Genomic DNA, 23,785 nt, shown 5'->3' on the forward strand with positions numbered 1-23,785 from the left:
TATCCCTTGCTTGCTTCCGTTGTGAAGGAAGATCACTTGAACGACACCGACTTTCGTCTGGATGTCATTCGCGGCCCGGTCGCGCCGGAGAAGTTCAACGCGCGCGCCATCGCCGCGTTGACCGGCAATCCTGGGTGCGCGCGGCGCGCGGTGCTGGACGCGGCCGCGATCGACAAACATGCCCTGGCCCAACACCTGGGGTACCCGCCGCGATTCGGTATGTCCGAATTCGCCATCGCCCGTGGCATCGCGTTCGAGACCTTCGTCAAGGCCCACGGGTGCGCGGAGGTGCTGGCTCTGCTGCGCGATCGCCTCGGCCTGCCCGTGCGCGAGGCGTCCTACACCGACCTCAACAGCGTCGCGGGCCGGGAAACCTTGCAGGCGCGGTGTCTTCGTTCGCGTCAGGTGCTCGCGCAGGCTGTGCGCGCCGGGGACGATTCGGGGACGTTGTTCGATCATCCGGTGCTGCAGATGACGATCGCGGGACATCAGGTCTACTTGGAGCCGGATCTTGTTGCGTTCCAACTACACAACACCCTGTTCCATGTGGTGGAGATCAAATCGTTCCCTATCATCGACGGTCGCGCTGATCCGGGCAAGGTGTCCGCGGCCGCGACGCAGTCGGCGGTGTATGTGCTGGCGTTGCGGCAGTTGCTGGCCGAACTCGGCGCCGATCCGGGGCGGGTGTCCGATGAGGTGTTCGTGGTGTGCCCGCAGGATTTCTCGAACCGCCCCACTGCGGCGCGCGTGGACGTGCGCAAACAGTTGTTGGTCCTGCGCCGCCAGCTCGCCCGGATCGAGCAGATCGGCTCACTGATCTCTGCGCTGCCGCCAGGGCTGACCCTGGACCTGCGGATCGACGCGGCGGGAGTGGCGCGGCGACCGGTCAGTGAGCTGCTCGAGGCGGTGAATCGGCTCGAGCCGCGGTACGCGCCGGAGTGTCTTGCCACCTGTGAGATGAGCTTCTTGTGCCGGACCCAGGCCCGCGGATCCACTGCCGCGCTGGGGCGCTCGGTTCGCGAGGATCTCGGCGGTATCGAAACAATCTCTGCAGCACTGGAGTTGGCGGTCGGTGATCGCGATCCCGGCGACCACGAGCGGGAGGCTGCCGAGCTGCTGCAGCTGGCGCAGACACTGCGCGAGGAGTGCCTGGGCGGTGTGGCATGAGCACGTTGACCGCGTTGGCGCGGGCGAGGGCGTTCGATCGGGGTCGCGCACAACCGATCACCACCGCACGGCATGTGCACATCGCCCGAGAACCTATGGTGTGTGTACCGCTGACCATGGCGGGGGAGGCGAACGCCCCATTGGCGCTCATGGCCGGTACCGAGCGGGAATCCCCGCGCCTGTGGGTTGTTCCTCAGCCTCGGGCTCGTGATCTGCGCCTGGAATTCGCTGGCAGCTTCGCGAAGACGCTGCACCGGTATCTCGGCGCTTCCATCGGCACGGGCCCGGGAGGCATGGGCTCGCACATGGACGGCGCGCCGCAGTTGTGGGTGCCCAACCGTGGAGGGATCGAGTTTCTGCGATTGCTGGGCCGCTCCACCCGCTTTCGGTCCACCACCGGTCCGCACGCGGTCAGCGGTGCTGTGCCGCGCTCGGGGATGTGGCTGACGTTCTTCACCGAGCAGGCCGAACACGCAGGGGCCTGTCTCTTGCTGGCCGCGACCGATGTCCTCGGGCAGCACTGGGCCAGCGGGCAGAGCGCGGTGGAGGACCAGAATCTGGCGGCCTTGCTGGCATGGATCGCCCCGCCGTCGGATTCCACCGCAGCCCACGGTGCGCTCGAGGCCGAGGATCCGTTGTTGTGGCCCCCGGCCGGGCCGAGCACGGACCCGGGGTTCGACCGGGAAGTGTTGGCGCCGTGCATCGCCGAGTACGATCGCGCCACCGGGGAGCGGGCTCGGCGGCGGGCGGTGGCGCGTATCGAATCGGCGTTGCGCAGCCAGCTCGACCCGACCTGGCAGTTGATGTGGCGGGCGATCGATCAGCTCCGCCAGCTGCGGCCCGCAGCGCATGTCCCGCAACGCTGGGCGCGCGACGTCGATGCGTTCGGCGCGTTCAACACCTATGTGGCCGAAGGAGGGCGGCCCCAGCCCAAGCGTGACAGCGCGGTAGCCGCAGCGATTCGTCTCAACCAGCTCGAACGCTGCCGAGCCGAATACGATGCGCAGCGCGCATTCGACGACCCCCTCGTGATGGCCGAGTTCCGGCTGATCGGCGAGGCGTTCGCGGGCACCCTCGCCTCGATCACGGCCGATCGGCGCATCGGAACAGGCCGGCACGCGGTGCTGCGACCGCTGGCCACCGTGGTCACCCGTGATCCGGTCCGGTTCGCCCCCGGTGACGGACCGCTCACCGATCCCGCACGCCCACAACAGAAAGCGACCATCATCTCCGTCGACGACGTGCCGGAGGGTGTGCAGGTCACGCTCGAGCTCGCAGGCGGGATGGGTCGAGCCTCCATCGCCCCCGAGGGCAGCGTGCCCGTCGTCGGGCAGCGGGTGTGCTACAGCACCTTGAGCGCCGCCTACCAGCCGCAGGGCAGTTTCCCTGCGCGCCAGGACACCCCGTGGACACATGGCGGCTCCACCGAACCTCCCGCCTGGTCGATGGAAGATGCCGATGAGGAGTGGTCGTGATGAGCGAGGACGCGACCGTCGTCGAGTCGGTGATCTCGGGGGTCCTGGACGATTTCACCGGCGGCGCCGGTCGTGGTGTCGTGGTCGATTCCCCACCCGGAGCGGGCAAGTCGACGCTGGTCGTGCGCGCGGCCACACAGATTGCTCGCGCAGGCGAGCCGGTCATGGTCGTCGCGCAGACCAACGACCAGGTCGACGACCTGGTCGACCGCATGGCCCGCGAAGCCCCGGCCACGCGCATCGGCCGCCTGCGCGGGGGTGACTACGTCCCCAGCGCCCGCGTCGGTCATCCGAATGTGATTGTGGCCGACAAGGTCCCGGACCTCGGTGAGGCGGCGATCGTGCTCGGCACCGCAGCCAAATGGGTCCACATCAACCAGGGGCCTTGGCCATGGGCGATCGTCGATGAGGCCTACCAGATGCGCTCGGATATGTTGCTGCGTGTCGCGCCGCGCTTCGACCGGGCTTTGCTGGTCGGGGACCCGGGGCAGCTCGACCCATTTTCCACGATCGACATCAACCGGTGGACCGGGCTGGCGTGGGATCCGATGCAGAGCGCTGTGGCAGCGCTGCTGGCTAACAACCCTGACATTCGCCCGCACCAGCTGCCGGTGTCCTGGCGGCTGTCGGCCACCGCGGCGCCCCCGGTCTCCGCAGCGTTCTACCCGTTCACCGGGTTCCGCGCCGCCACCACCGCCCAACAGCGGCAGCTGACCTACCGGACCCGTGGATTCGGCGGTCCGATCGATGACACCCTCGAAGTGGCCGCGCGCACCGGATGGGCCCTGCACGAGTTGCCTGCCCGGCATACGATGCGCACCGACCCCCAAGCCGTGCAGGCGATCACCGACATCGCCGTGCGCCTGCTCGAGCGTGGCGCGATGGCCCGGTCCGAACGCGACCCGGACGGTGTCGTGGTCACTCAGGAGCGCATCGCCATCGGCGCGGCCCACCGCAACCAGGTCGCCGCCATCGGGCAGGCCTTGCACGCGCGCGGCGTCGACCGGATCCGGGTCGATACCGCCAATCGGCTCCAAGGCAGCGAATACGACATTGTCCTGGTGCTGCATCCGCTGTCGGGGCGCCGGGACGCCACCGCGTTCCATCTCGAGTCCGGGCGACTATGCGTGCTGACCTCCCGGCACCGGCATGCGTGCATTGTGGTCGCCCGCGCAGGGATTCAACAACTTCTGGACGCCCACCCGCCCGGTGAACCGCTGCACATCGGCGTGCCGGCCAAGTTCCCGGACGGATGGGAGGCCAACCAGGCCATGCTCACCCACCTGCACGCCCACCGCGTTCGCAGCGCCTGACCCGCACGATTCGCAGACAGTTCGATCGCTCCCGACGGCGGGTAAGCCCCGTCGACCATTCCTGGAAGAGACCTGATGAGAGTTCTGCATACCTCCGACTGGCACCTCGGTCGCATCCTGTACAAAGAGCCCCGCGCACAAGACCACGACACAGTCCTGCAAGAAATCATTGCCATCGCTCGTACCGACAAGCCGGACCTGATCGTGCATTCCGGCGATCTGTTCGACCACGCCCGCCCGTCCTACCCGGACCAGGAAAGAGCCCTGCTGGTCCTGCAGGAACTCGAAACCGTCGCTCCCGTGGTGGTGTTGCGCGGCAACCACGATTCGGCGTACCTTTTCCGGCTGTTCGCCACCGCGGCCGGACCACACAGCCGCATTCACTACATCGACAGCCCCCGAGACCCGAAAAACGGTGGCGTACTACGTTTTCCTGGCCCAGACGACACGGTGCTGCGCCTGGCGGTGCTGCCGTTCGTGCACGCCAACCGGCACCTGGACATGCTCGCAGATCCCGACCGGTGGCAATCCGCATACACGGAACGCATCGGTGCGATGGAACGCGAGCTCGCCGACGAACTCTTTCGTGATTTCGACCCTCACCGGGAGATCGCGATGTTCGCCGCTCACCTGCACCTCAACGGCTCCAACCTGGCCCGCAGCGAACGCAAGGCACACATCGCGGACTACTACGCCACCGACACCGCGCACATTCCCGAGGTGTCCTACGCCGCATTCGGGCATATCCACAAACCACAACCGCTGCCGGGCAAGGTCACCGGTTGCTACGCCGGATCACCCATCCAGCTCGACTTCGGCGAACTCGGCGAAACCAAGAGCGTGGTCCTGGTCGACGCCGAACCCGGCCGCCCGGCCCAGATCACCCTGCGGGAGCTGTCCGGCGGCCGGCAACTACGTCGCTTCCACGGCACCCTCGACGAACTGCGCTCGCAAGCCACACTCATCGGACGGGACCTGTGCCACATCACCATCCGCACCGACGCCCCCGACCTCACACTGTCCGAGCAGGTGCGGACCATCATCCCGGACGCGACCGTGCTCGAGGTAATCACCGACTGTCCCGGGCAAAAGCTGCCCATCCTCAGCCCCGACCCTGAGACCGCAGGCACCGAACCCAGCATGCCCGCATTGTTCGACGACTACCTGTCCGCTCACGGCAGCAAAACCGTTACCGCCGACGCGGTCAGCCGGGTATTCGCCGACATCTGGTCCTGCCTGGAAGAAGAACGCCCCTTCCTGATGCCCGAGGAACACACCCTGACTCAACCGCTCAGCGCGAACCCGAGTCTGCCGACCGAGGAGAACCTCTGATGCGACCGCTCACACTGACGATCAAAGGCCTGCGCTCCTACCGAGAATCCCAGCACATCGACTTCAGCGACATCGGCCTGATGGCGATCATCGGAGCCACCGGCGCGGGGAAATCCTCGATTTTGGAAGGCATCTGCTTCGCCCTCTACGGGCTTCCCACCTGGCCCGAAGGATCGGCCAAACCACTGATCGCCGACGACGGCGACGGCACTGCCACCGCAATCCTGACCTTCGTGGCCAAAGGCAAAACATGGCAGGTGACCCGCACCACCTCCCGCCGACGGCCCGCCAACCACGAACTACGCTGCCTGGACGACGACCGAGTCGAACCCCTGGACTCCAGCACCGAGATCAAAGCCAAGATCGAACAGCTCGTGGGCCTGAACTACAAAGCATTCCTCAAGGCGGTCATCCTCCCCCAAGGCAAATTCCAGGAGCTGCTGCACGCCGGAGACTCCGAACGCCCCCCGATCCTCAGAGCCGTCCTGGGACTCGAGCAGATCTCCGAGGTCCGCAAACAAGCGTCCGCCACACAACACCGCCTCGAGCCGCATCTGCTCCAGCTCGAGCGGCAACGCGCTCCGCTCACTCCCGACCCCGACGCAGTCATCGCCACCACCACACGGGAACTGACCGCGCTCGACGGCCAGATCACCGAACTGACCTCGATCAAGAAAACGCACACCGAGGCCAGCAACACCCACACCGAGGCCACGCAAGCCGCTGCCGTGCTCCGCACGACCGCGCACGAACTCGAACAACGCATAAGGCAGGATTTCGCCGCCCGATACCAGCAACTGCTCGACCAGCACGCCGCACTCACCACCGAACTCTCCACGGCCCGAGCATCGCTGCGCGAGACCAGCACCCAGTCCGAACGCATCACCGAAACCCTGGCCCGTGCCGACGACGACGGCACCGGCGTCGAGGCCACGGTGGCACTTCTGAAAGATCTGGGATCGGTGCAACGCCAGCTCCCGGACATCGAGGAAGAACAACACGACCTCGCCGACCAACACACCAGCATCGCCACCGACCGCGCTCACCTCGAACACCGCCGCGGCGAGCACGCCGGACTGCTCGAGCGTGCCGAACAAGCACGCACCTACGCGGCCAGTCTCGAATCCGAGGTCGAGGCCGCCGCCCAGACCCTGGAGAAGTACCAGTCGCTCCTGCGGGAGGTTCGGCGCACCGCAGGCGACATCGAGACCACCACCGTCGCACAGACCACTGCGCGAGGAGTTCTCCAGGAAGCGACAACAGCGCTCGCTGAGGCGAAACACGCCGCAGCACAGGCACGTTCGCAGGCCGAGACCGCCACAACCGCACTAACGGACGCCCATCGTGCCGACGCCGCCGCTCATGCCGCCGAGGGCCTCGACGCCGGTGACCCGTGCTCGGTGTGTACCCGGCCATTGCCCACCGACTTCGAACCCCCGCACTCTCCCGACATCGCCGCGGCAAAACGCCTCCAGAGCAGTGCGACACGACGCGAAAGCGCCACCGCAGACAAACTTCAGGCTGCCGAACGGAACCATGCCGCCGCCGAATCGACGCTCGCCGTAGCTACCGAAGCCCGCGCCCACGCCGGTGTCGACTACATCACCGCGGTCGAATCCCTCACCGCCGCAGTCGGTTCCGTCGATCTCGAATACCCCGACGAAGCCCTGCTCGGCGCACCTCGCCTGGCCCACAATACAGCCAAGGCTGCCCACAAAGACGCCGGTGACGCTGCGGAGAAAGCCCGTGCGGACACCATCAAGGACGAGACCGAGATCGCAGGCCTCCACGAGGCGGTCGAGGCCCGACACAATGTGCTGACCAAATCGGTTGCAGCACTGGAACGCCGGAAAACTGCAGCGCTGGACATCTACAACGCCACACCCGCTCGATACCGCACCAGTGGCCCGATGGGGCAGGACACGATCGGTGACGCGATCGAGCAGGTCCAACGCCGCAAACACGAACTCGATCAGTTCACCGTGGAATTGAAAAACATTCAGGCACAAGCAAAAAAACACCGGGCAGCACTCGATGAGGTGAATGACCGCCTCGGTGCCGAGGTCTTCACACCAGCTGAACGGATCGCCGGGGAAATCCGTGTACTCGCCGACCGCGCCGCATCCAGCACACCGCTGACCACCGCCGTCCTCATCCCGCCACGTCCGGAGCCCACATCGCTCACCACCGATGCGCAATGGGCGGACCAGGTCATCGCCGCGGCCGAGGCGATAGTTCGCAACTGCTACGCGGCGGCGACAGTTCGTGACCAAACCGCTCACGACGCACACACTGCGATGACCAGCATCCTGGACAGCGCGCAGGTATCCAGCGCGCAGGACCTCGACGATCAACTCGACGACGCGCGGGCACGCAGACGGATGGCCATCGCCGAACAGGACAAAGCACGAGCCGACAAGCCACGGGCAGACGAGATCGATCAGCGCATCGACCTCCTCACTCCGCAACTCGCTGTACTCGGCGAACTGCACTCGTTGCTGTCCGACGGAAGATTCATGAACGCGGTACTCAAACGCCGACAAGGTGTCCTACTGGGGCGGGCAACCAAGATTCTGCTCGAGATGACCAAAGAACGATTCGCCTTCCACCACGACTTCAAGATCTTCGACTGTGTAACCGCACAACCACGCTCAGCCAAGACCCTCTCGGGCGGCGAGACATTCCTGGCCAGCCTCGCGCTCGCTCTCGCTCTGATCGAACTCACCTCCAGCGGAGGCGGGCGAATCGAATCCTTGTTCCTCGACGAAGGATTCGGCACACTGGACCCCCGCACCCTGGACGAAGCCATGGACGCCCTCACTCAACAAGCCGACGCCGGCCGCCTGGTTGCCGTGATCACCCACATGGAGGATGTCGCTGAATACTTCGACAACATCCTCATCGTCGACAAGATCGACGACAGCAGCCACACCCACTGGGCAACAGGACAAGAACGCGAACACATGATCATCGGCCGCTCCGGGCCTACACAGTGAACACACATCCGATAGCAGCGATCCCCAGACGAACCCGTCGCATTGGTGGGTTTGTCGGCGCCGTGCGGCATGATGAAATTCATTCGGCCGTCGATCCTCACGGAGTGCACGATGTTATCCGCGCGAACCAGTCCAGAGCCCCTGTCCGACAGTGATATTCGGCAGATCTCGGCGAATATCACCGATGGTCGACCGCCGATAGTGTGGTTCACCGCACATGCAGTCGGTATGCGAGAAGGCTATTCGGGCAAGGTGATTGGGGTTGACGATCGCGTCGACCCTGACTTTCTAAGGGTCCGGCCCACCGGATCGAAGGACACGCTGTGCTTCTCACCTGAAGAATTGACCCTGACGAAACCAGCCCGAGGTAAACGCCGCGGGACCGTCGGCCTCAAGGCCCAGAACACATTGTGGTAGCTGCGGCTGGCCGTGCCGACTTTGGCTCCCGCTCGACCGCCTGGGAGCCGCAGCATGGCCTGCGTAGACGCGATCTCCTGAGCACTTTCAGTCCGGAAACCGCGGCGAGTCGAGCTAGGGATCATCGAAATAGCCTGGGGTGGAACCATATTAGTCCCCGGGCGAGGGCCGATTGTGAGTCACACGCGGGCGAGTGCTCTGGCGGCTATGAACAAAGCAATACCCGCTGCGGCCCTCACACCTGGAACCCGTACATGCCGGTTATCGACGAAATGCTCACCGATCCGGCGTATCCCGCAGGAGCGCGGGGAACCATCAGAAGCTTTTTCGATCGCCTGGTCACCGAATGCGGCGCGACCGGCATCTCCTCCAGCATGGTCCGCGGCGTCGCTCACCGCCGCCGGACGACCACATTGCCGCAGCGCTCACCCACGCATCAAGCCGTCGATGACTACGACTTGGATCGGCTCTGCGCTCTCCATAACTAAATCCGGCCGAAGACAATACACAGTGCGGAGCGACTCGCAGGTGCGGAGCCAACCCGCCTGCGCCAACCGGTCAGCCCACTCGCACCTGGCCTCTCCCACCGAACCCATTGCCCGTGGCACCAGTGGCCGTAGTCACCCTCTACTGGCAGTTCCTTGCGCCCCTCGGCAATGAAAGCGTCACTCAGAGTGCCGGTTCCTGCGCCCGAAGCCACTGTTCGGCCACGTGCTCCTCGTAGGGGCGTTCTTCTTCTGGAACATCTTCGCGCATTCTGGCGAACGTCTTCTCCGATGCCTTTGCAGCGGTTCCGGGCTCGTCCATAGCGAAAGGGTCTATCGCTCAACACCGACAGCAGAGGCCAGAACGGTTGAAGCTCCTGAAGTAGATGCGGCGCAAGCTTCGGTAGCCGTCGGGGTGTCGGACCGTTCTGCCAGAATGCGAGAATGCCCCAAGTTGATGTGACAGTCCTGCGGGGTCCGCTGTACACGCTGCTGAACACGGGCACGCACGAGGACATCACCAAGAGATTCGCGACTCTCGGTCTCTCAGAGCACTGGTCCGAAACTGATCACCGACAGTCGAAGGCTCAGCGAGTCGAGTCGGTACTGGCTGCAGCACCGGCCGAGGAGTTGCGGCGGATCGCCGAGTCGTTCGTGGCCACTGGGGCACTGGATGCTATGGTGCGCAACGAGATTCAGGATCTTCTGTGGGCCGGTCAGGAGCCGAAGATTCGAGAACGCACACGCCGTACGCTGGCCTCCGCCCTCGATATCGACGCTCTTGTCGTCGATATCGACCGCTTCGAAGCCATGCTCGACCGCTGGTGGGTTCTGGGCACACCATCCCCTTTCGAAGGAATCTTCAATAGCAGCGATACCTCAACGTTCGCCCAGATATTCGGCCCCGGCAGCGGCGCGGACCGGCTCCGCAAGGACATCCACCAACATGTTTTCCGCAATCGAGACTGGTCGACTGCGCAACTGTTTGACAAGCTGGGCGCATTCGAGGCCGTCGACCGCCGATTCCTGGGGTTCATCGAAGAACTTGTCTCGCATCGGGTTGTCATCGAGGAGACCAATCAGCAGCGCATCGTCGCGGCAATGACTCCGGTCCTGCGCGAGGCCGGCCTGGAGCTGCGAGAAACCGATGACGACAACGGCTACCCCGAATTCCGGATCGTCTCGACCAGCGTGCCGAAAACACGGCCGAAGACGGTCATCTTCGGCTCAGAACACAAACCCGACCTGCGAGTCAGCGACACCGTCGACAGCGAGATCGAGATCGTCGACGCGCGCGGTTCGCTCGTCTACGACGACCCGATCGGCCCAGCCGGACTGCGATGGCAGGACCTGCAAGCTTGGTGGCAACGCCACCATCCGGAGCTCGATGACGATGCTGCCAAGAAAACCCTGTTCAACCGGCTGAAATACGCTGTGCCGGATGGCTCGCCACCACAACGGCGCCTGTTCGAGCTGTATCATGACATCTACCGTGAGCAGATCCCTTCTCTGCCAGCGCTTCTCCCTGAAGTGTGGCTGCACTGGGACCACAAGACCGTTCGCGAGCGCGGTGCGGGGGCGCTGCTCGGACAGCGGATGGACTTCCTGCTGCTGGCCCCTAACCATCACCGCATAGTCCTTGAGGTCGACGGCGTAACCCACTACACCGACACGGCCGGCAAGCCCTCGCCGAGCCGTTATGCGCGCAACACCGCACTCGACCGCGACCTCCAACTGCGCGGCTACACCGTTTACCGATTCGGCGGCGCGGAACTCCCCGACCACAGCGGCCCAACCCCGATGCTCACCCAGTTCTTCCGAAGGATGTTCGCCAAGCACGGCATCGCCACCTGAGACCGCACCGGCACCTCAAGGGCCCTATTACCCGCCCGACCTTTGCCGACCCGGGGCGGATCCTATATCTCCAACAACTACACGAACGTCGGCTACCTGTCCGTCGATCTGGAAAGACACCGGTACCGGTCAACATTGGGTAAACGCCCGGACACCATCGAAATCATCGACCCTGACGTGCAGATTCTCGCGATCGGTCGTTGCGGCGCCGTCACCGCCGGATGCGGTGAAGTGCCTACCACCGCACGACGATTCCCAGAGCGCGTGGGGGCAATCGAGGGCTGCAACGGTGTCGGCCAGCGCCTGGTTCACCAGCTGGTCACCGCAGGGGAAACCGTCATCGATGTGCCCACGAAACCAACGGCATTCGCCACCAGCAACGGCCGTAAAGCCCGGGGCCGACTTAGGCGTGCCATCGTAGGACGTCGGTGCCTCCGATCGCTGGCTGACCTGACGTTGGTTCCACGATGGCGATCTTGAAAGACGAGCCGCATTCGGAGTCGCCGGCTTCGGGAGGCGCTACCACTGCCGTGGCGCTCGTGGAGCATCCGAAATCTCGGCAGTAGGGTTGCAGGGGTGGCGAATTGGATGGCCTGGTTGCCGGAAGACCTGGATTCAGTGGCGCTGCGACTGGCCCGCGTGGATGGGCTGGTGTTCGAGCTGGGCCAACTCGCGATGAACTGGTCCCAGAACGATCCGCTGGAGCTGGCCCCAGTGGAGACTCAGCCCAATCAGCTTGATCTGACGGTTGAAGCCGTTCGCCCAATCCCCCCGATGATGTCGTTGATGTTCAGCGAGGCCGTGCATCATCTGCGTGCTGCGATCGAGAACACTGTCTACTACACGGTCGAAACCGGGCGTGGCGCACCACTGTCGGAAAAGCAGGCCAACGCGGTCGCCATGCCGGTCTCCAAGGACGCCGCAGGGTTCGAAGACTGGCAGAAGCAACGAGTCCAGCGCGGAGTACCTGAACTCGGTCCCGGAACGACCTTGGGGACACGAATCCAGAAGCTCCAACCGTACGCGGACAGTGCGGCGGGCATGGGGTCCACCAGTCAGCGGTTCGCGGAACTGACAGGCACACAAATGGTGGTCGAGCATCCAATGGTGCTGCTACAGCGGTACTCCAATCTCGATAAGCACCGCGCTCTGCGGGTCGCCGCCGCACAGGGGATTGTCGACGACATCAATGCGCCACTCGGAAGCAACAACCGGGCCCTGCGCACGCTTACCGTGGGCGATGTCTTGATCTCTTGTCCGCTCGGCACCCCCGTGGTGGTCGATGTATGGCCGGTCGTCGCCATCCAACGGCCGACCAGTCAGGTGTGGGTCGCACCTGTGCCCGAGCTCGACAACCTGCACTGGTATGTCAGCAACATCGCCATCCCCTCCCTACTACTGCACGTGATTCCGCCGCCACCAGCAATGCCACCGGGTATCGACCTTGGCGACACAGGCCAACGACCCCGACAGAGGATGGAGTCCGCGGGCCAAGCCGTAGCCCGCGAGCGACTGGAACCACTCGTGCGCAAGATGTTGCAAGAAGGCTTGAAGAAGCCGGTAAAGATCCCGCCGGTCGGGCGGCTCAGGTAGGCAGAGCCGATCCTGCAGCGTCGTACCCACCTCTGGCTTCGGAAATCGACCGCCCGCCAGCCGGATTCCGTTACACCTTACCGACTCGCCGAGACTTGTATTGCTGTGACGGCTGTACCGGTCCTCGGGCCTGAGCAACTCGCCTTCGAGATCACCACCGGTGTAACCAACCTGACGACACGTCGCAACTAGTGGCTGCTTGAGGGGGCGAAGACGGTGGTGCACAGGACTGAACACGGCTCATCGCCGTGGACACCCACCACAACCCGATATCCGAACCACGCCCGTCAGTAGATCAGCCAATAACATTGGTGCACTGTCGGATTCGATGCACTGTAATGGCTTCGTACCTGGGGCGGCCGCAGCGGAACGGGATTGTCCGCGGATGCGCGTGTTCGATGGTCGGGCCGGAAAATGGGTTGCTGTGCGGAGCAATGCCGGGTGTGCTAGCAGCCATGGTGCTCCGATTCCCCGACGATGTTCCTGTCCTGAGCGACGGCGGCTCGCTGGTATTGCGTACCCATCGCCCCGAGGACCTGCCCGCGATCGTCGAACAATGTGTAGATCCGGATATGGTGCGGTACACCACGATTCCGCGGCCGTACACCGAACGGAACGCACAGGAGTTCCTCGAGCTCGCCGGCTCGAGCTGGACGCAGCACACGTCTACTTCCCGCCGGATCTGGGCCGTCACCAATGAGACTCGGTTTGCTGGGACGATCGACTACCGACCGTCCGGACATGGGACAGCGGTCGTGGGCTTCGGGCTGCATCCCGACCACCGTGGTCATGGGCTGATGTCCCGCGCGTTGTCGCTGGTGCTGGATTACGCGTTCGGGCACGACGGCCAGAAGCTCATGACGTGGCGGGCCATAGTCGGGAACTGGGGATCGGCGAAGACAGCGTGGCACAACGGATTCCGATTGGAAGGCCGCGTTCGCGGGCTGTGCGTGCAACCTGACGGCGCGTTCGACGGCTGGATCGCCACACTCGCGCGTGAGGATCCACGCACCCCGTGTCAGCCGTGGCCCTGGCCGACCGGCCATCAGCCGTACGGTATCGACCGGGCCGAACCGGAACAGTCGAGGCCACGGTGAACAACCGGGACACCGGGAGCGATGGCTGGTCGATCCCGTCGCGCGTGTTCGACGAGCTCGGCTCGGTGGGTGTCTGCCCCTGCGGGATCGTCTCGCGGACCGAGAAATCGGTGGTGCTCGCGGGCTGGTGCGAGGAGGCGCGTGTCGCGGTCAAGGTGCTGCGCGAGGGTGTGGATGATTTCTGGATTACCGCGTGGCAGCGGGAGATCGGGGTCAATCAGGTGTTCACCGCGCCGGGGGCGGTTGTGCCGGTGACTGTTCCACGTCTGCGGCACACCGACCACGCGAGGGTGATGGTCTTCGACTGGGTGGCGGGACGGTGCCTGGACCAAGCCCGGTATCCGCGAGGTCGGCTGACCGATCGGGAGATCGAGACAATTCTGTCTGTGATCTCGGCGATCACCCGATGGCAGCCTCCCCGAGCGGTGGGGGTTGGTCCGGTGGGTGACTACTGGGACAGGGTGGCGCGGTACCACCGGCTGGGCTTGCTGACCGACGAGGACCACGCGGCATTACAGGTTCTGCTACCTGCGGCTGGGCCGGTTGATCAGTTCAACCACGGCGACCTGTTGGCCACGAACGTGATGATGGCTGAATCGGCTGCGACAGTGATTGATTGGGAATTCGCCGGATACTTCCTTCCCGGCTACGACCTGGCGGTGGCCTACATTTTGTTCGGTGCCGCGACCCCCGCGATCCGGGATCGCATCGACGCGATCGTCACCGCGGGTGCGATCGAGATCGGCTTCGCGGTCAACCTCATCGTGATCGCTGTGCGTGAGGTGCGCATGCATCGCGACCTGCCCGGCGAACCAGCAGTGCGTAACCACGCCCTCACCGTTCTCGGACCGGTCCTCGAGCAGGCCCGGCGCAGGCTGCAAGCTCTGGCCCGGGATCGCCGGTGAGAGAGCCTTCCAGGCTAGCTGTCTTCGAGGGTCGGCTGGTGTCCGGGATCGCAAGCAGCCAGATGCCGTTGCCGGTATGACTGTGCAGCAGCCGCTCATGCTCCTCAACAACTGTCACCGCAGAAAATCTATTGTCCTGCACGGTATTCGATGACAGGCACCGCGGGGTCGCCCCAGCCGTGAATACTCAGGACACTGTCCCCCTGCAGGATTCGGTGGATCGCTGAGGCGGGATAGGGCACCGCGTCCTCGGGGATGTCGGAGATGTTGCGCCACAGGAGTTCTGAGCATTTGTCCGGCTCCTGGTTGGTCGGTTCTCCGTGCCAGCGTTCGACTTTGAAGAAGAAGCCGAGCCGTGGTTGATCGGATCCGTTGCGGTGGTGCACCACATGTACACACTGGAGATCGTGGCGCCGGATGCGGATCCCGACCTCCTCGTGCGCCTCGCGAATTGCCGCGTCCAGGACGTCTTCGTCCTGCTCCAGGTGACCGGAAACCAATGCGACGAGGCCATCCGCGTAACCGGTGTTGGCCCTGCGCGACCACAACAGTTGCCCGTTGCGTATGAGGACCAGATGCACATCCACCACCGTTCCGTACCGCACGAGAACCGCTCCCTCCACGTCGGGGCCGCAGCCCACCGCACCCACGATCGCCGAGGCTAGCGGTGCACACCGACATTTCGGCTGGGGGTGCGCTACGCCGTATGGACTCGGGCCCGCCCCGAGTGCCGCTTTCCCGTCGTTGCGGCCGGGCGGACTGTTGGAGGTGTCTGAAACGCGTTGTCCGAGTTGGACGCGCGAGTTAGCGTCGCGTGGGTGTGGCGAGTCGAGTTGGAGCCGTTGGCGGTCGGGCCCGGTGGCGGCGAGATAGTGGTTCTCGAGGCGCGGCGATCGGGATCCAGGGCTGATGGGAGCCGGGCGTGCTGTACGTGCGCACCACCGACGGAGCTGACCTGCGGATTACGCTGCCCTCACCTCGCCGTGCACCGCCAGCAGGGTAGCGGTGAAAATCGTTGCCGCCCTCCGGTCTGCCGGTGTCTGGACGGTAGTTCAGCGAGTCCGTGATCGACTTGAGAGGCTGTGTGCATGACCGGAACCAACACGGGCCCCCACGGCGGGGAGGCCGCGAACTCGACCACACCGTGGAGTGCGGCCTACACCTACGCGGCGGCAATGCGCGAGCTGTCGGTCTCCCGGCACAACGCCGACGGCACGATGCCCGACGAGGTTTTCGATGTGCCGACCATGCTGATCACCTACGCGCTCGCGGACTACGCCTGGCGCGAAAACCTCACCGTCAACGGGCCTTCGGACCTAGGAAATCTATCGGGCATGGAGTTGTGGGAGAGGTTGGCGACCGGCCGGTTGATGGACTCGCTGTCGTGTCTGTCGCCGTTCAACCAGGCGGTCGTCCCCGCCGAAGGCGAACCGCTGTCCAGGGAGTTCCATCGGATGATGGACGAGATCGACCGCCGCCGCCACGAGGGCCCGGCGCTGGCGGGCCAGCAGTCGGCAGCCGCAGGGCGCACCGGTGAGCGGGCCTGGTACGAGCGGGGTGAGGACGGCCAAGCCCTCGTGGCGCTGGCACTGCTCACCCATGTCCCTGACGAGGTGCGGGACGCTGGTTCCACACCGCTGCGGTACGTCATCGAAGCAAGTTCCCAAGCGCGCGAGCCTTACCGGCCCGCGCGCCCCTACGAGCTGTCGGAATATATGGCCGCTGATTCACCGCAGCCCGAGCGCGGCGATCCGCAATGGGCCGTGCGCGTCATGCAGGGGCATCTGGGTGGTCGGACTTTGCTGGTGCACTACCTGTGCTCGATCGACGACCGTGAACTCGACCTGCCCGACCGGCTCGTGGCACCACGCCTGCCCGGTGAATCCGACGCCGATTACACCCAACGCACGCAGCTGGCACAAGACTTCTCCGAAGCCCACGTGATGTCCGCCGACTACTCGGCCGAGGTCGCCGACGAGCTGATGCACATCCGGCCCTCCGACGCCGGCGACGCGGTCGAAGCGATCATCACCATCGCCACCGACTGGTGGACCACCAGCCGCTACGAGGCCACGATCGGCGACCTGCTCCCGGCGATGACGGTGCTGTTGGACGGCCTGGTCGCACCTGAACGCCGCGCCGATGTGCAGCGCGCACTCGACACCGTCGCCTACGGTGTTGTCCCGCTCGAGCGCGCTCGGCTGCGGATCGTCGGTGCCGCACGCGACCAGCCGTACGAAGCATTGCATCTGGCGGCGGCATTCGCTGGCGCGCTCTACCAGATCCCCGCCTGCGTGCCCGACCAGCGCGCCGAGTTCCGGCATCTGTCCGAAGCGAGCATGAAGCTCGCCCAGGGCGATATCGCGGACTTCGAGGCCGCGTCCCGCCGGGCCCCGGCACCGACTTCCCAGACAACCCCCGCACCGTCAGCTACGGCGCGGCAGGCAGACGCCCGGAAGAAGAAGGCCCGCAAAGCATCCCGGAAGGCACGCAAGCAGGGACGCCGATAGCGCCCTGAACACGCCGGTGCCCGACCACGGCGATCCCGGACGGGGCTGGTCGAGATGAATCAGCGCTGTGCGCCTACGATCCGACCCGCAGAGTCCACGTCGTAGGAACCACCTGGTGAGGCAGGTCAGCGAAGCGTTTCGGCGTCGATGCGGGAAAAGACGAGTTCGGTTTCGTCTTCGATTCGGCCACGCCAGCGCACCGGTGGCTGTGGGTGGCGCAGCGCGGGCGGGTAACTGCGTGCACGGTAGTCGGTGGGCAGCCGGTAGCTGTGAAAACCACTGTCGCGCATGATGGTCAACAGCTCGTCCACGTCATCGCCGATGCGGCGCATCCGGTCGGGAGTGACCTCGATGACGAACTCCGCGTCGGGCCGCAGCCGGTCCAGCAGCGCGGCCAGGCCCCGCACCACTCGGCCTTCGGCCCCTTCGACGTCGATTTTCACTATTCGCGTCGCGGCGATCTCGTCGGGGGTGAGCAGGTCGGTCAACGGGCGAGCGTCCACGGTGAACACCGATTCGGCGGGACCGTCGTAGGGCACCATGCTGGCGGCCCCCAGGTTGCTAGTACTGGCCAGGATGAACGTCAATTCCTCGTCCCGGTCGGACACCGCGGTGTTCACCGCGCGCACGTTGGCGCGGCCGTTGAGATCAGTGTGCTCGACGAGGCGCCGGTGGAACTGCGGTGAGGCTTCCAGCGCCACGACCCGGCCGTGCTCGCCCACCATCGCGGAGGCCAGCAGCGTGAAGACTCCGATGTTGGCGCCTACGTCGACGAAGCCGTCGCCGGGACGTAGTCGTGTGCGGAGCCAGGCGCTCAGATGTGGCTCCCACACCCCGAACAGCGCGATGTAACGCTGAATCAGGTCGCCGGAATCGGTGATGGTTCGCTCTCCGGAGCGCGTGCGCGCCAGACGCTCCCGCGGCTGGGACCGAAGAACGCGATTGACCCACTCAGCGAGCAAGCCCGGCACCAGGATCGGCGCGGCATGGCGAACATACCCTCGTCCCAGCGTCCCCAGCACATCCGACACGATCGCGGGAGCCGACCTACTGTGGGCTGCATCCTCCACTGTCTGTCATTCCCCCTGGTACGCAACCGCTGTCACTGGAACCATGCTCACTCACCCTAACCGGTGGCGGGCGGGCGAGGAGAATCGAGAACTGCACCGTGCGTCGCTGAATTACACTGCGTTCATGAGCGATTCCCTCCAGAGGGCGCACGCACCGGCCGACGCCGATGTCAACGCGGCGCGGCGCGGCGCGATCGCTGTTCCGGCCGTCCTGTTCGTGATGCTCGCCGCGATCACGGTGACGGTAGCGCCGGGCAGTATAGGCGGGCGACTACTGCTGGCCGGTGTCGACGGCGTGTGCCTGGCCGCATTCGCGGCCCTCGGGCTCGTGGTCGTGGCCCGGTGCAAGCGCGAGGACAGCGTTCGGAAACCAGCAGTCCTGACGCGCTCGCCAGCACCACGGCGGGCCTCACGCGGGATGTGATTCGATCACCGAGATGTGTTCGGCGGCAATCAGTTCGATGCGGAAACCGTGATCGGAACCGAGGTTGACGCCGTAACGCGCCGGCGGACCCGGCGCCAGGTCGTGCCGATCATCGGCAGCACGCTCGAAGACCGCGACTTCCACGTGGCCCACAACACCGGCGTGCGGGCCGGTGGTGACTTCGACCGTCGTTCGGTGCGCGAGGCCGCCTCGCTGCGCCACCAGTGGTACTTCCACCGCCCCGCGTGCCCAGCTGTGCAGCACATCGATCGCCGGATCAGCCAGCCCTCGCGCGATACCGCGGGTCATTCCGTCCCACCGCGCTCCCGGCGTCTCCTGCGGATCCCATGTGCGTAGCAGCCATTTCCACTGCTGTGCAACAGGATCCTCGCCAGTGTCGGACCCGGCGGCGGTGTCGGTGTCCAGATCGTGCCCCGCAGCCGACAGCACCTTCGCCTGGGCGAGGAAATCGTCTCGGTCCAGCAGCGGAACCAGGATCCGGCTCAACGTCACCTCGGGAATCGGCTGCTGGTCACGGAGAGCGAGGGCGTAGAGCGTGATCGCCAGCATGCCCCTTGTCTTCGCAGTGGCCGTGTGTGGTCGGCTTCGTGTTGTATTCGGCAAGGCCGAGTTCGAAGGGTGACCCGAATACGCCAGAAGAGGCAATGGCGGGATCTGGTAGCTGAGGCCGGTGTCTGTCGCTCGGGGGTTCGGGAGCGACTGCTAATCGCCAACAGTCGGGCAGCGCGGGAAAGCAAACCGACCGCCCTACCTGCTGAAATGGGGCATTTTTCAATCTGAAACCTGTCGGTGGCGCGTGGGAGTATCCGGTATGCAGATCGGGCGATCGTCGCCCGAAGGTTCCACCGACGCAAAGGAATTGACCACCGTGGGATACATCTACGCATTTCGCCTCGGGGCGCTGGAGAAGTTCAAGATCGGCCAGACCACGATGACGCCCGAGAAACGCAGATCCTCGCTGCAAACCTCGTGCGACCAGCCGTTGAAGTTGTTCGATGCCATCGAAACCGACGAGCACAAGGCTCTCGAGCTGCACATCAAGGACGTATGGGGTCATCGGCGCAGCACGGAGGGCGGAACCGAGATCTACCACCTCACCGAAACCGAAGCCGCGCAACTGTTCTCCGACTGCCGGACCTGGGTCACCGAGGATCTGCCCAAGCAGCGCCGGACCGAGGAGTTGGAAGCCATCGAACCGGACCCGACCGAGTTGCCCAGTGACGAGCAGACCCGCGAGCTGCGTAGTCAGTGGATCAAGCTGCATGACGAGGAGATTCGGGCGAAGCAGGAGTTCGACCGGGCTGTCGCCGCGCGGGCGCGGGTGGAGACCGAACTCAAACTCACCATCGGCACCGCCGCGGGCATCGAGGGAGTAGCCACCTGGGAGACCGACGTCAAGAGCCGCCGCATCAGTCCCGATCTGGTCCAGGCGCGGGAACCGGAGCTGTTCGAACTGTCGCTGGTGCCGACGCTGAACGCGAAGAAGTTCGAGGCGCTGTTGAAGGGCCTGGGACGTGAAGGAGAGTACGAGAGTTTCCAGGAGATCCGGTACACCAGGAAATTCAAGATCGCCGAATAGACGGCGTCCGATTCCGGGCGACTTCGACATGATCGACTACACCGCCGCCGGTATCGGCGCTGGCCAGGAGACCGATCCCGTGGACACCGCCTACACCACACGCGCTTGCATCCACTGCGGCAAGACTGTTCGCAGCAAGACAGGCGCGGATTTCCACTCCACGTGCGCGCGACGCGAAGCGGACCGGCTGGCGCGGCGGGGCGCTCGGCGAGCCGCCGGGGAACCGTCGGTTTGCGTGCAATGTCGCGGCGAAATCAACTATGACCAGGGGTTCAGCGGGCGGTGTCAGGGCTGCCGGGAACGTGCGCGGTATATCCCCAAACCGCTTCGCAGGATGATCCTTGCGCCCGGCTCGCCGTGCGTGTACTGCGGTGCCCCCGCTACCTGCATCGACCATGTTCGACCGATAGCGAGCGGAGGCGATAGCTCCCCTCACAACCTGGAACCATCGTGCGCGGAATGCAATCTGGACAAGAACGGCCAAACTCTCGCCCAGTGGTTCACCGGCCCCGAATCCACGCCGATCGGGAGAAGGGCCATGGAATTCAGCCTGACACGAAGCACAAAGGTAGCCGCGGAGTGGAACAGGGCGAGATGACTCCAGGCGTACTGCGGGAGCCTCGGGCGTGTGGCCGGGGCTCCCCGCTGCTTGTTCGGTGTGGTTATTCGTCGTCGGGTGGAAGGACCAGGGCGAAGAAGTCGTCATAGCCCGTTCGGGCAGTTTCCCGTCCAGGCTCAGGTCGATCTCGAGGGGCCGGAAGATACTGCGCCAGGACAGGTTCCAGGTGCGTTCGACTTCTGGCGTATTCGGGTCACACCCCAGTTCCGGCTTCAGGTGTCGACACAGGTTCATGATGTCGTTCGTCTGCTGTGTAGCGATAAAACCAGAATGATGTGATGCATATCACCAACTTGCTGGCTGGAATCTGCTCTGGCGAAAGTCTGACCGCTCGGCGGGCGCGATATGAGATCTATGCGGACACCTCGCCCGATCCGATCGCGTAGAAGAGTTCACCGATCGATCCCAAGCCGATGAAGAAGCACTCCATCTGGGCGAGTTGATCGGTGAATTCAGGCGTTTCGTGGATCGGCGAAGCGGGGGTGTGCTGTCGCTCCCATTGCTCGCTGACGATCGCAAGCTGCAGGACAGCGGTCAGGATGTCGTACAGGGTGACGGTCTGCTCGGGCTGCGGTGCGGGGATCCAGGGCCGACCCGCCTCCTGGGGAACCGGCCACCCGCCGGCCATGATGGCGAGCCTGACGGCGCCCGCCCACGTCGTCATCTGTTGCAACCGCCACCACAACTCGGTGTCCTCGTAGGGCGGCAACGTGGCAGTCGGCCAGCGGGTGGCTCGGCTCAACCACGCGGCGACCGTGGTCTCTTGCTCGGTCGGGACCCAGATCCCAGCCTGCAGCTGATGCACTGCCTCGCGGTACCAGTAGGTCGCGGTCGCATGGCTGACTAGGAAAGTGCTCACCGGAGAATCGTGGCAGACCCGCACGCCGCGGCTGGTCGCGGACGGCATCCCATCTCATCACCGCCCGTCACGGATGTTTCCGTCTGCTGAAGTTGCCTATGCCCGGACCGAGGCTTGCAGGACGTTGCCGAACTTCTCCAGCCCCACCGATCGCGACGCCTTGATCAGCACCACGTCTCCGCTCGTCAGCAGGTCGTTCAGCAAGGGCAGCAGTGCATCCGGACCGTCGACGGACTCTATCCGTGGCGGTATGCGGCCCTGACGGGCACCATCGGCAAGCGCGGCCATCTCATGGGTGCTACCAACGGTGACGAGGGTGTCGATGCCGAGATCGGAGACGCAGTTGCCGACCTCGCGGTGGGCTTGGGTGGCCGTGCTGCCGAGTTCACGCATATCGCCCAGGACCGCGATAGTTCGCCGGCCTTGGGCGAGGTGGGCGAGGGTTTGCAGGGCAGCGCGGGTGGATTCGCGGTTGGCGTTGAAGGCGTCGTTGACGATTGTGACGCCGTCGCTGCGTTCGAGAACTTCCAACCGGCCCGCCGATATCGGCCGGGCCGTGGTCAAGGCGTCCGCTATCGCGTCGACCGTCATGCCGAGGCTGTGGGCCGCTGCGGCGACGGCGAGCGCGTTGTGGACTTGATGTGCGCCGAGCAGTTGCAACGCCACTGGCGCCGAACCGTCGGCTGTGAGCAGCGTGAACACCGCTCGGCCAGCGTCGAGACGGACATCGGCCGCCCGGATGTCGGCGCACTCGCCGAGGCCGTAGGTCACGACCTTCGCGGTGGTCCGGCTGGCCATCGCGGCAACGAGGTCGTCATCAGCGTTCAGGACCGCGACACCGCCATCCACAGCAGGCGGCAGTGCTTGGACCAGTTCACTTTTGGCGTCGGCGATGGCTTCACGCCCGCCGAATTCGCCGATGTGGGCAGAGCCGACGTTGAGCACGACCCCGAGACTCGGCGGTGTCAGCGAGGCGAGATAGGCGATATCGCCCTGGTGGCGGGCACCCATTTCCAGCACCAGGTAGCGGGCGGACTCCTCGGCGCCGAGCACAGTCAGCGGCAGCCCTATTTCGGTGTTGAAAGAGCCTGGGGTGCAGGTGGTTTCACCGTGCTGGGCCAGTACTTGTGCCAACAGGTCTTTGGTGGTGGTCTTGCCTGCCGAACCAGTCAGGGCAACTACTTGCGCACCCAGACGGCCCAGAACGTGGCGGGCCAGCCGACCCAGGGCGTCGACCACGTCGTCGACGACGACTGCCGGTGCACCGACCGGGCGGCTGGCCAGGACACACGCAGCACCTGCAGCCAGCGCGTCGGGAACGTAGTCGTGTCCGTCGACCCGGGCACCGCGCACCGCCACAAATATGCCGCCGGGGCCGACTGCGCGGGAGTCGGCGGAACTGCGGCCGGTGACCTGCCGCAGCGGATCCGGTGCGTCGTGAATGGTGCCGCCAGTGGCTTCTGCGATCTCGGCGAGGGTCAGGGGGATCATGCCCGCGCCCCGGCCCGGCCGTACGGTTCGAAGGTGATCGCCCGGCCGGAGTAGGACTTCACCAGCCTGGTCAACCGCACTTGGTCATTGGTCTGTCCCCACGCTGACGGGTCGCGGAAATGCACAGCGGGATCCGGGCCGTCACCGACGCCGCAGGCGACCACGAGGTGACCGCCGGTGCGGCCGTCGGTCGGGAATTGTTCGGTGACGCTGATGATCAGCGGTGCTGCGGCGATGCGGTCGGGGAGTTCCTCGGCCGCGACGGGTTCGGCGCGGCCGAGCACTCCGAATTCGGTTGCCAGTGCGGCGATCCCGGCGTGTAACCATCCGCGGGGTGTCAGTGCGTTGCGTTCGACGCCGAGTTTCACCAGCTCGGTGACCACCGGCGCGGGCCGCTGGTAGGCGAGCAGGATCATGCGCAGCGCTGCCATTCCGCACGCCCGGTTCGACCACTCCATCCGGTCGCCGAGCTCTGAGCCACCGTGCTGGTTCCATTCGGCCGGGTCGATGAGCTGCCGACACAGCGGGACGTCGTGAACAACGGACACAGGCAGTGCAACCTCCGCGACGGGGCCCGG

At 65.2% G+C, this 23,785-nt stretch carries 22 protein-coding genes; 14 read left to right on the forward strand and 8 right to left on the reverse strand.

Going from position 1 to position 23,785, the window contains the following annotated elements; all coding sequences use genetic code 11:
- Positions 1 to 36: 36 nt before the first annotated feature.
- The 6 genes from NM2_RS07695 (at position 37) to NM2_RS07720 (ending at position 9,188) form a co-directional block, all read left to right on the forward strand.
- Entirely contained in the window at positions 37 to 1,167 is a 1,131-nt protein-coding gene (locus NM2_RS07695) for a hypothetical protein (protein ID WP_067666174.1), read from the forward strand.
- Entirely contained in the window at positions 1,164 to 2,642 is a 1,479-nt protein-coding gene (locus NM2_RS07700; protein WP_067665928.1) for a hypothetical protein, read from the forward strand. The genes NM2_RS07695 and NM2_RS07700 overlap by 4 nt, the downstream gene beginning before the upstream one ends.
- Positions 2,642 to 3,955, forward strand: coding sequence for an AAA domain-containing protein (locus NM2_RS07705; protein ID WP_067666171.1), 1,314 nt, complete (start codon positions 2,642 to 2,644; stop codon positions 3,953 to 3,955). The genes NM2_RS07700 and NM2_RS07705 overlap by 1 nt, the downstream gene beginning before the upstream one ends.
- A gap of 75 nt (positions 3,956 to 4,030) precedes the next feature.
- Entirely contained in the window at positions 4,031 to 5,287 is a 1,257-nt protein-coding gene (locus tag NM2_RS07710) for a metallophosphoesterase family protein (protein WP_067665932.1), read from the forward strand.
- Positions 5,287 to 8,283 (forward strand): AAA family ATPase, encoded by a 2,997-nt coding sequence (locus NM2_RS07715; protein ID WP_067665935.1) that lies wholly within the window; start codon positions 5,287 to 5,289, stop codon positions 8,281 to 8,283. Before NM2_RS07710 ends, NM2_RS07715 begins: the two co-directional genes overlap by 1 nt.
- 671 nt (positions 8,284 to 8,954) lie before the next feature.
- Positions 8,955 to 9,188 (forward strand): hypothetical protein, encoded by a 234-nt coding sequence (locus NM2_RS07720; RefSeq protein ID WP_157120954.1) that lies wholly within the window; start codon positions 8,955 to 8,957, stop codon positions 9,186 to 9,188.
- Between the two features lie 181 nt (positions 9,189 to 9,369).
- Here NM2_RS07720 and NM2_RS48805 read toward each other — a convergent pair whose 3' ends face one another.
- On the reverse strand, positions 9,370 to 9,507 hold the full coding sequence (locus tag NM2_RS48805) for a hypothetical protein (protein WP_157120955.1): 138 nt from the start codon (positions 9,505 to 9,507) through the stop codon (positions 9,370 to 9,372).
- A 122-nt stretch (positions 9,508 to 9,629) separates the two neighbouring features.
- On the opposite strand from NM2_RS48805, the gene NM2_RS07725 reads away from it, so the two are divergent.
- A complete protein-coding gene (locus tag NM2_RS07725; RefSeq protein ID WP_157120956.1) occupies positions 9,630 to 11,039 on the forward strand; it encodes an AbiJ-related protein in 1,410 nt (469 codons plus the stop codon).
- 129 nt (positions 11,040 to 11,168) lie between these two features.
- Here the strand turns inward: NM2_RS07725 and NM2_RS48810 are convergent, their stop codons facing one another.
- On the reverse strand, positions 11,169 to 11,351 hold the full coding sequence (locus tag NM2_RS48810) for a hypothetical protein (protein WP_157120957.1): 183 nt from the start codon (positions 11,349 to 11,351) through the stop codon (positions 11,169 to 11,171).
- 264 nt (positions 11,352 to 11,615) lie between these two features.
- Here NM2_RS48810 and NM2_RS07730 point away from each other — a divergent pair, with 264 nt between their 5' ends.
- From NM2_RS07730 to NM2_RS07740, 3 genes are all read left to right on the forward strand, one after another.
- Positions 11,616 to 12,632: a hypothetical protein gene (locus NM2_RS07730; RefSeq protein ID WP_067665940.1), complete on the forward strand. Its 1,017-nt coding sequence runs from the start codon at positions 11,616 to 11,618 to the stop codon at positions 12,630 to 12,632.
- Between the two features lie 455 nt (positions 12,633 to 13,087).
- The gene (locus tag NM2_RS07735; protein ID WP_067665943.1) at positions 13,088 to 13,729 is read left to right on the forward strand and encodes a GNAT family N-acetyltransferase; all 642 of its coding nucleotides are present in this window, start codon (positions 13,088 to 13,090) and stop codon (positions 13,727 to 13,729) included.
- A complete protein-coding gene (locus NM2_RS07740) occupies positions 13,726 to 14,634 on the forward strand; it encodes a phosphotransferase (RefSeq protein WP_067665946.1) in 909 nt (302 codons plus the stop codon). The genes NM2_RS07735 and NM2_RS07740 overlap by 4 nt, the downstream gene beginning before the upstream one ends.
- Positions 14,635 to 14,762: 128 nt before the next feature.
- Here the strand turns inward: NM2_RS07740 and NM2_RS07745 are convergent, their stop codons facing one another.
- Positions 14,763 to 15,284 (reverse strand): NUDIX hydrolase, encoded by a 522-nt coding sequence (locus NM2_RS07745; protein WP_245717887.1) that lies wholly within the window; start codon positions 15,282 to 15,284, stop codon positions 14,763 to 14,765.
- 438 nt (positions 15,285 to 15,722) lie between these two features.
- Here NM2_RS07745 and NM2_RS07750 point away from each other — a divergent pair, with 438 nt between their 5' ends.
- On the forward strand, positions 15,723 to 17,144 hold the full coding sequence (locus tag NM2_RS07750) for a hypothetical protein (protein ID WP_067665949.1): 1,422 nt from the start codon (positions 15,723 to 15,725) through the stop codon (positions 17,142 to 17,144).
- Positions 17,145 to 17,269: 125 nt separating this feature from the next.
- Here the strand turns inward: NM2_RS07750 and NM2_RS07755 are convergent, their stop codons facing one another.
- A complete protein-coding gene (locus NM2_RS07755; protein ID WP_218025870.1) occupies positions 17,270 to 18,214 on the reverse strand; it encodes an FkbM family methyltransferase in 945 nt (314 codons plus the stop codon).
- A 124-nt stretch (positions 18,215 to 18,338) separates the two neighbouring features.
- Between NM2_RS07755 and NM2_RS07760 the strand changes: the two genes are divergently transcribed.
- Positions 18,339 to 18,638 carry a hypothetical protein gene (locus NM2_RS07760; RefSeq protein ID WP_157120958.1) on the forward strand — a complete coding sequence of 100 codons (300 nt, stop codon included), beginning with the start codon at positions 18,339 to 18,341 and terminating at the stop codon, positions 18,636 to 18,638.
- Here the strand turns inward: NM2_RS07760 and NM2_RS07765 are convergent.
- Positions 18,624 to 19,208, reverse strand: coding sequence for a hypothetical protein (locus NM2_RS07765; RefSeq protein WP_067665954.1), 585 nt, complete (start codon positions 19,206 to 19,208; stop codon positions 18,624 to 18,626). The two genes, NM2_RS07760 and NM2_RS07765, sit on opposite strands and share 15 nt — an antisense overlap.
- A 262-nt stretch (positions 19,209 to 19,470) precedes the next feature.
- Between NM2_RS07765 and NM2_RS07770 the strand changes: the two genes are divergently transcribed.
- The gene (locus NM2_RS07770; protein ID WP_067665957.1) at positions 19,471 to 20,238 is read left to right on the forward strand and encodes a GIY-YIG nuclease family protein; all 768 of its coding nucleotides are present in this window, start codon (positions 19,471 to 19,473) and stop codon (positions 20,236 to 20,238) included.
- A gap of 334 nt (positions 20,239 to 20,572) precedes the next feature.
- Positions 20,573 to 20,836, forward strand: coding sequence for an HNH endonuclease signature motif containing protein (locus tag NM2_RS52915; protein ID WP_369690308.1), 264 nt, complete (start codon positions 20,573 to 20,575; stop codon positions 20,834 to 20,836).
- 373 nt (positions 20,837 to 21,209) lie between these two features.
- Here the strand turns inward: NM2_RS52915 and NM2_RS07775 are convergent, their stop codons facing one another.
- The 3 genes from NM2_RS07775 to NM2_RS07785 form a co-directional block, all read right to left on the reverse strand.
- Positions 21,210 to 21,716, reverse strand: coding sequence for a hypothetical protein (locus NM2_RS07775; RefSeq protein ID WP_157120959.1), 507 nt, complete (start codon positions 21,714 to 21,716; stop codon positions 21,210 to 21,212).
- A gap of 96 nt (positions 21,717 to 21,812) precedes the next feature.
- On the reverse strand, positions 21,813 to 23,207 hold the full coding sequence (locus tag NM2_RS07780) for a UDP-N-acetylmuramoyl-tripeptide--D-alanyl-D-alanine ligase (RefSeq protein WP_067665963.1): 1,395 nt from the start codon (positions 23,205 to 23,207) through the stop codon (positions 21,813 to 21,815).
- Entirely contained in the window at positions 23,204 to 23,755 is a 552-nt protein-coding gene (locus tag NM2_RS07785) for a cysteine peptidase family C39 domain-containing protein (RefSeq protein WP_218025871.1), read from the reverse strand. The genes NM2_RS07780 and NM2_RS07785 overlap by 4 nt, the downstream gene beginning before the upstream one ends.
- Between the last annotated feature and the right edge of the window lie 30 nt (positions 23,756 to 23,785).

It is taken from the genome of Nocardia miyunensis NBRC 108239 (assembly GCF_001613065.1).
GTDB classification, from domain to species: domain Bacteria; phylum Actinomycetota; class Actinomycetes; order Mycobacteriales; family Mycobacteriaceae; genus Nocardia; species Nocardia miyunensis.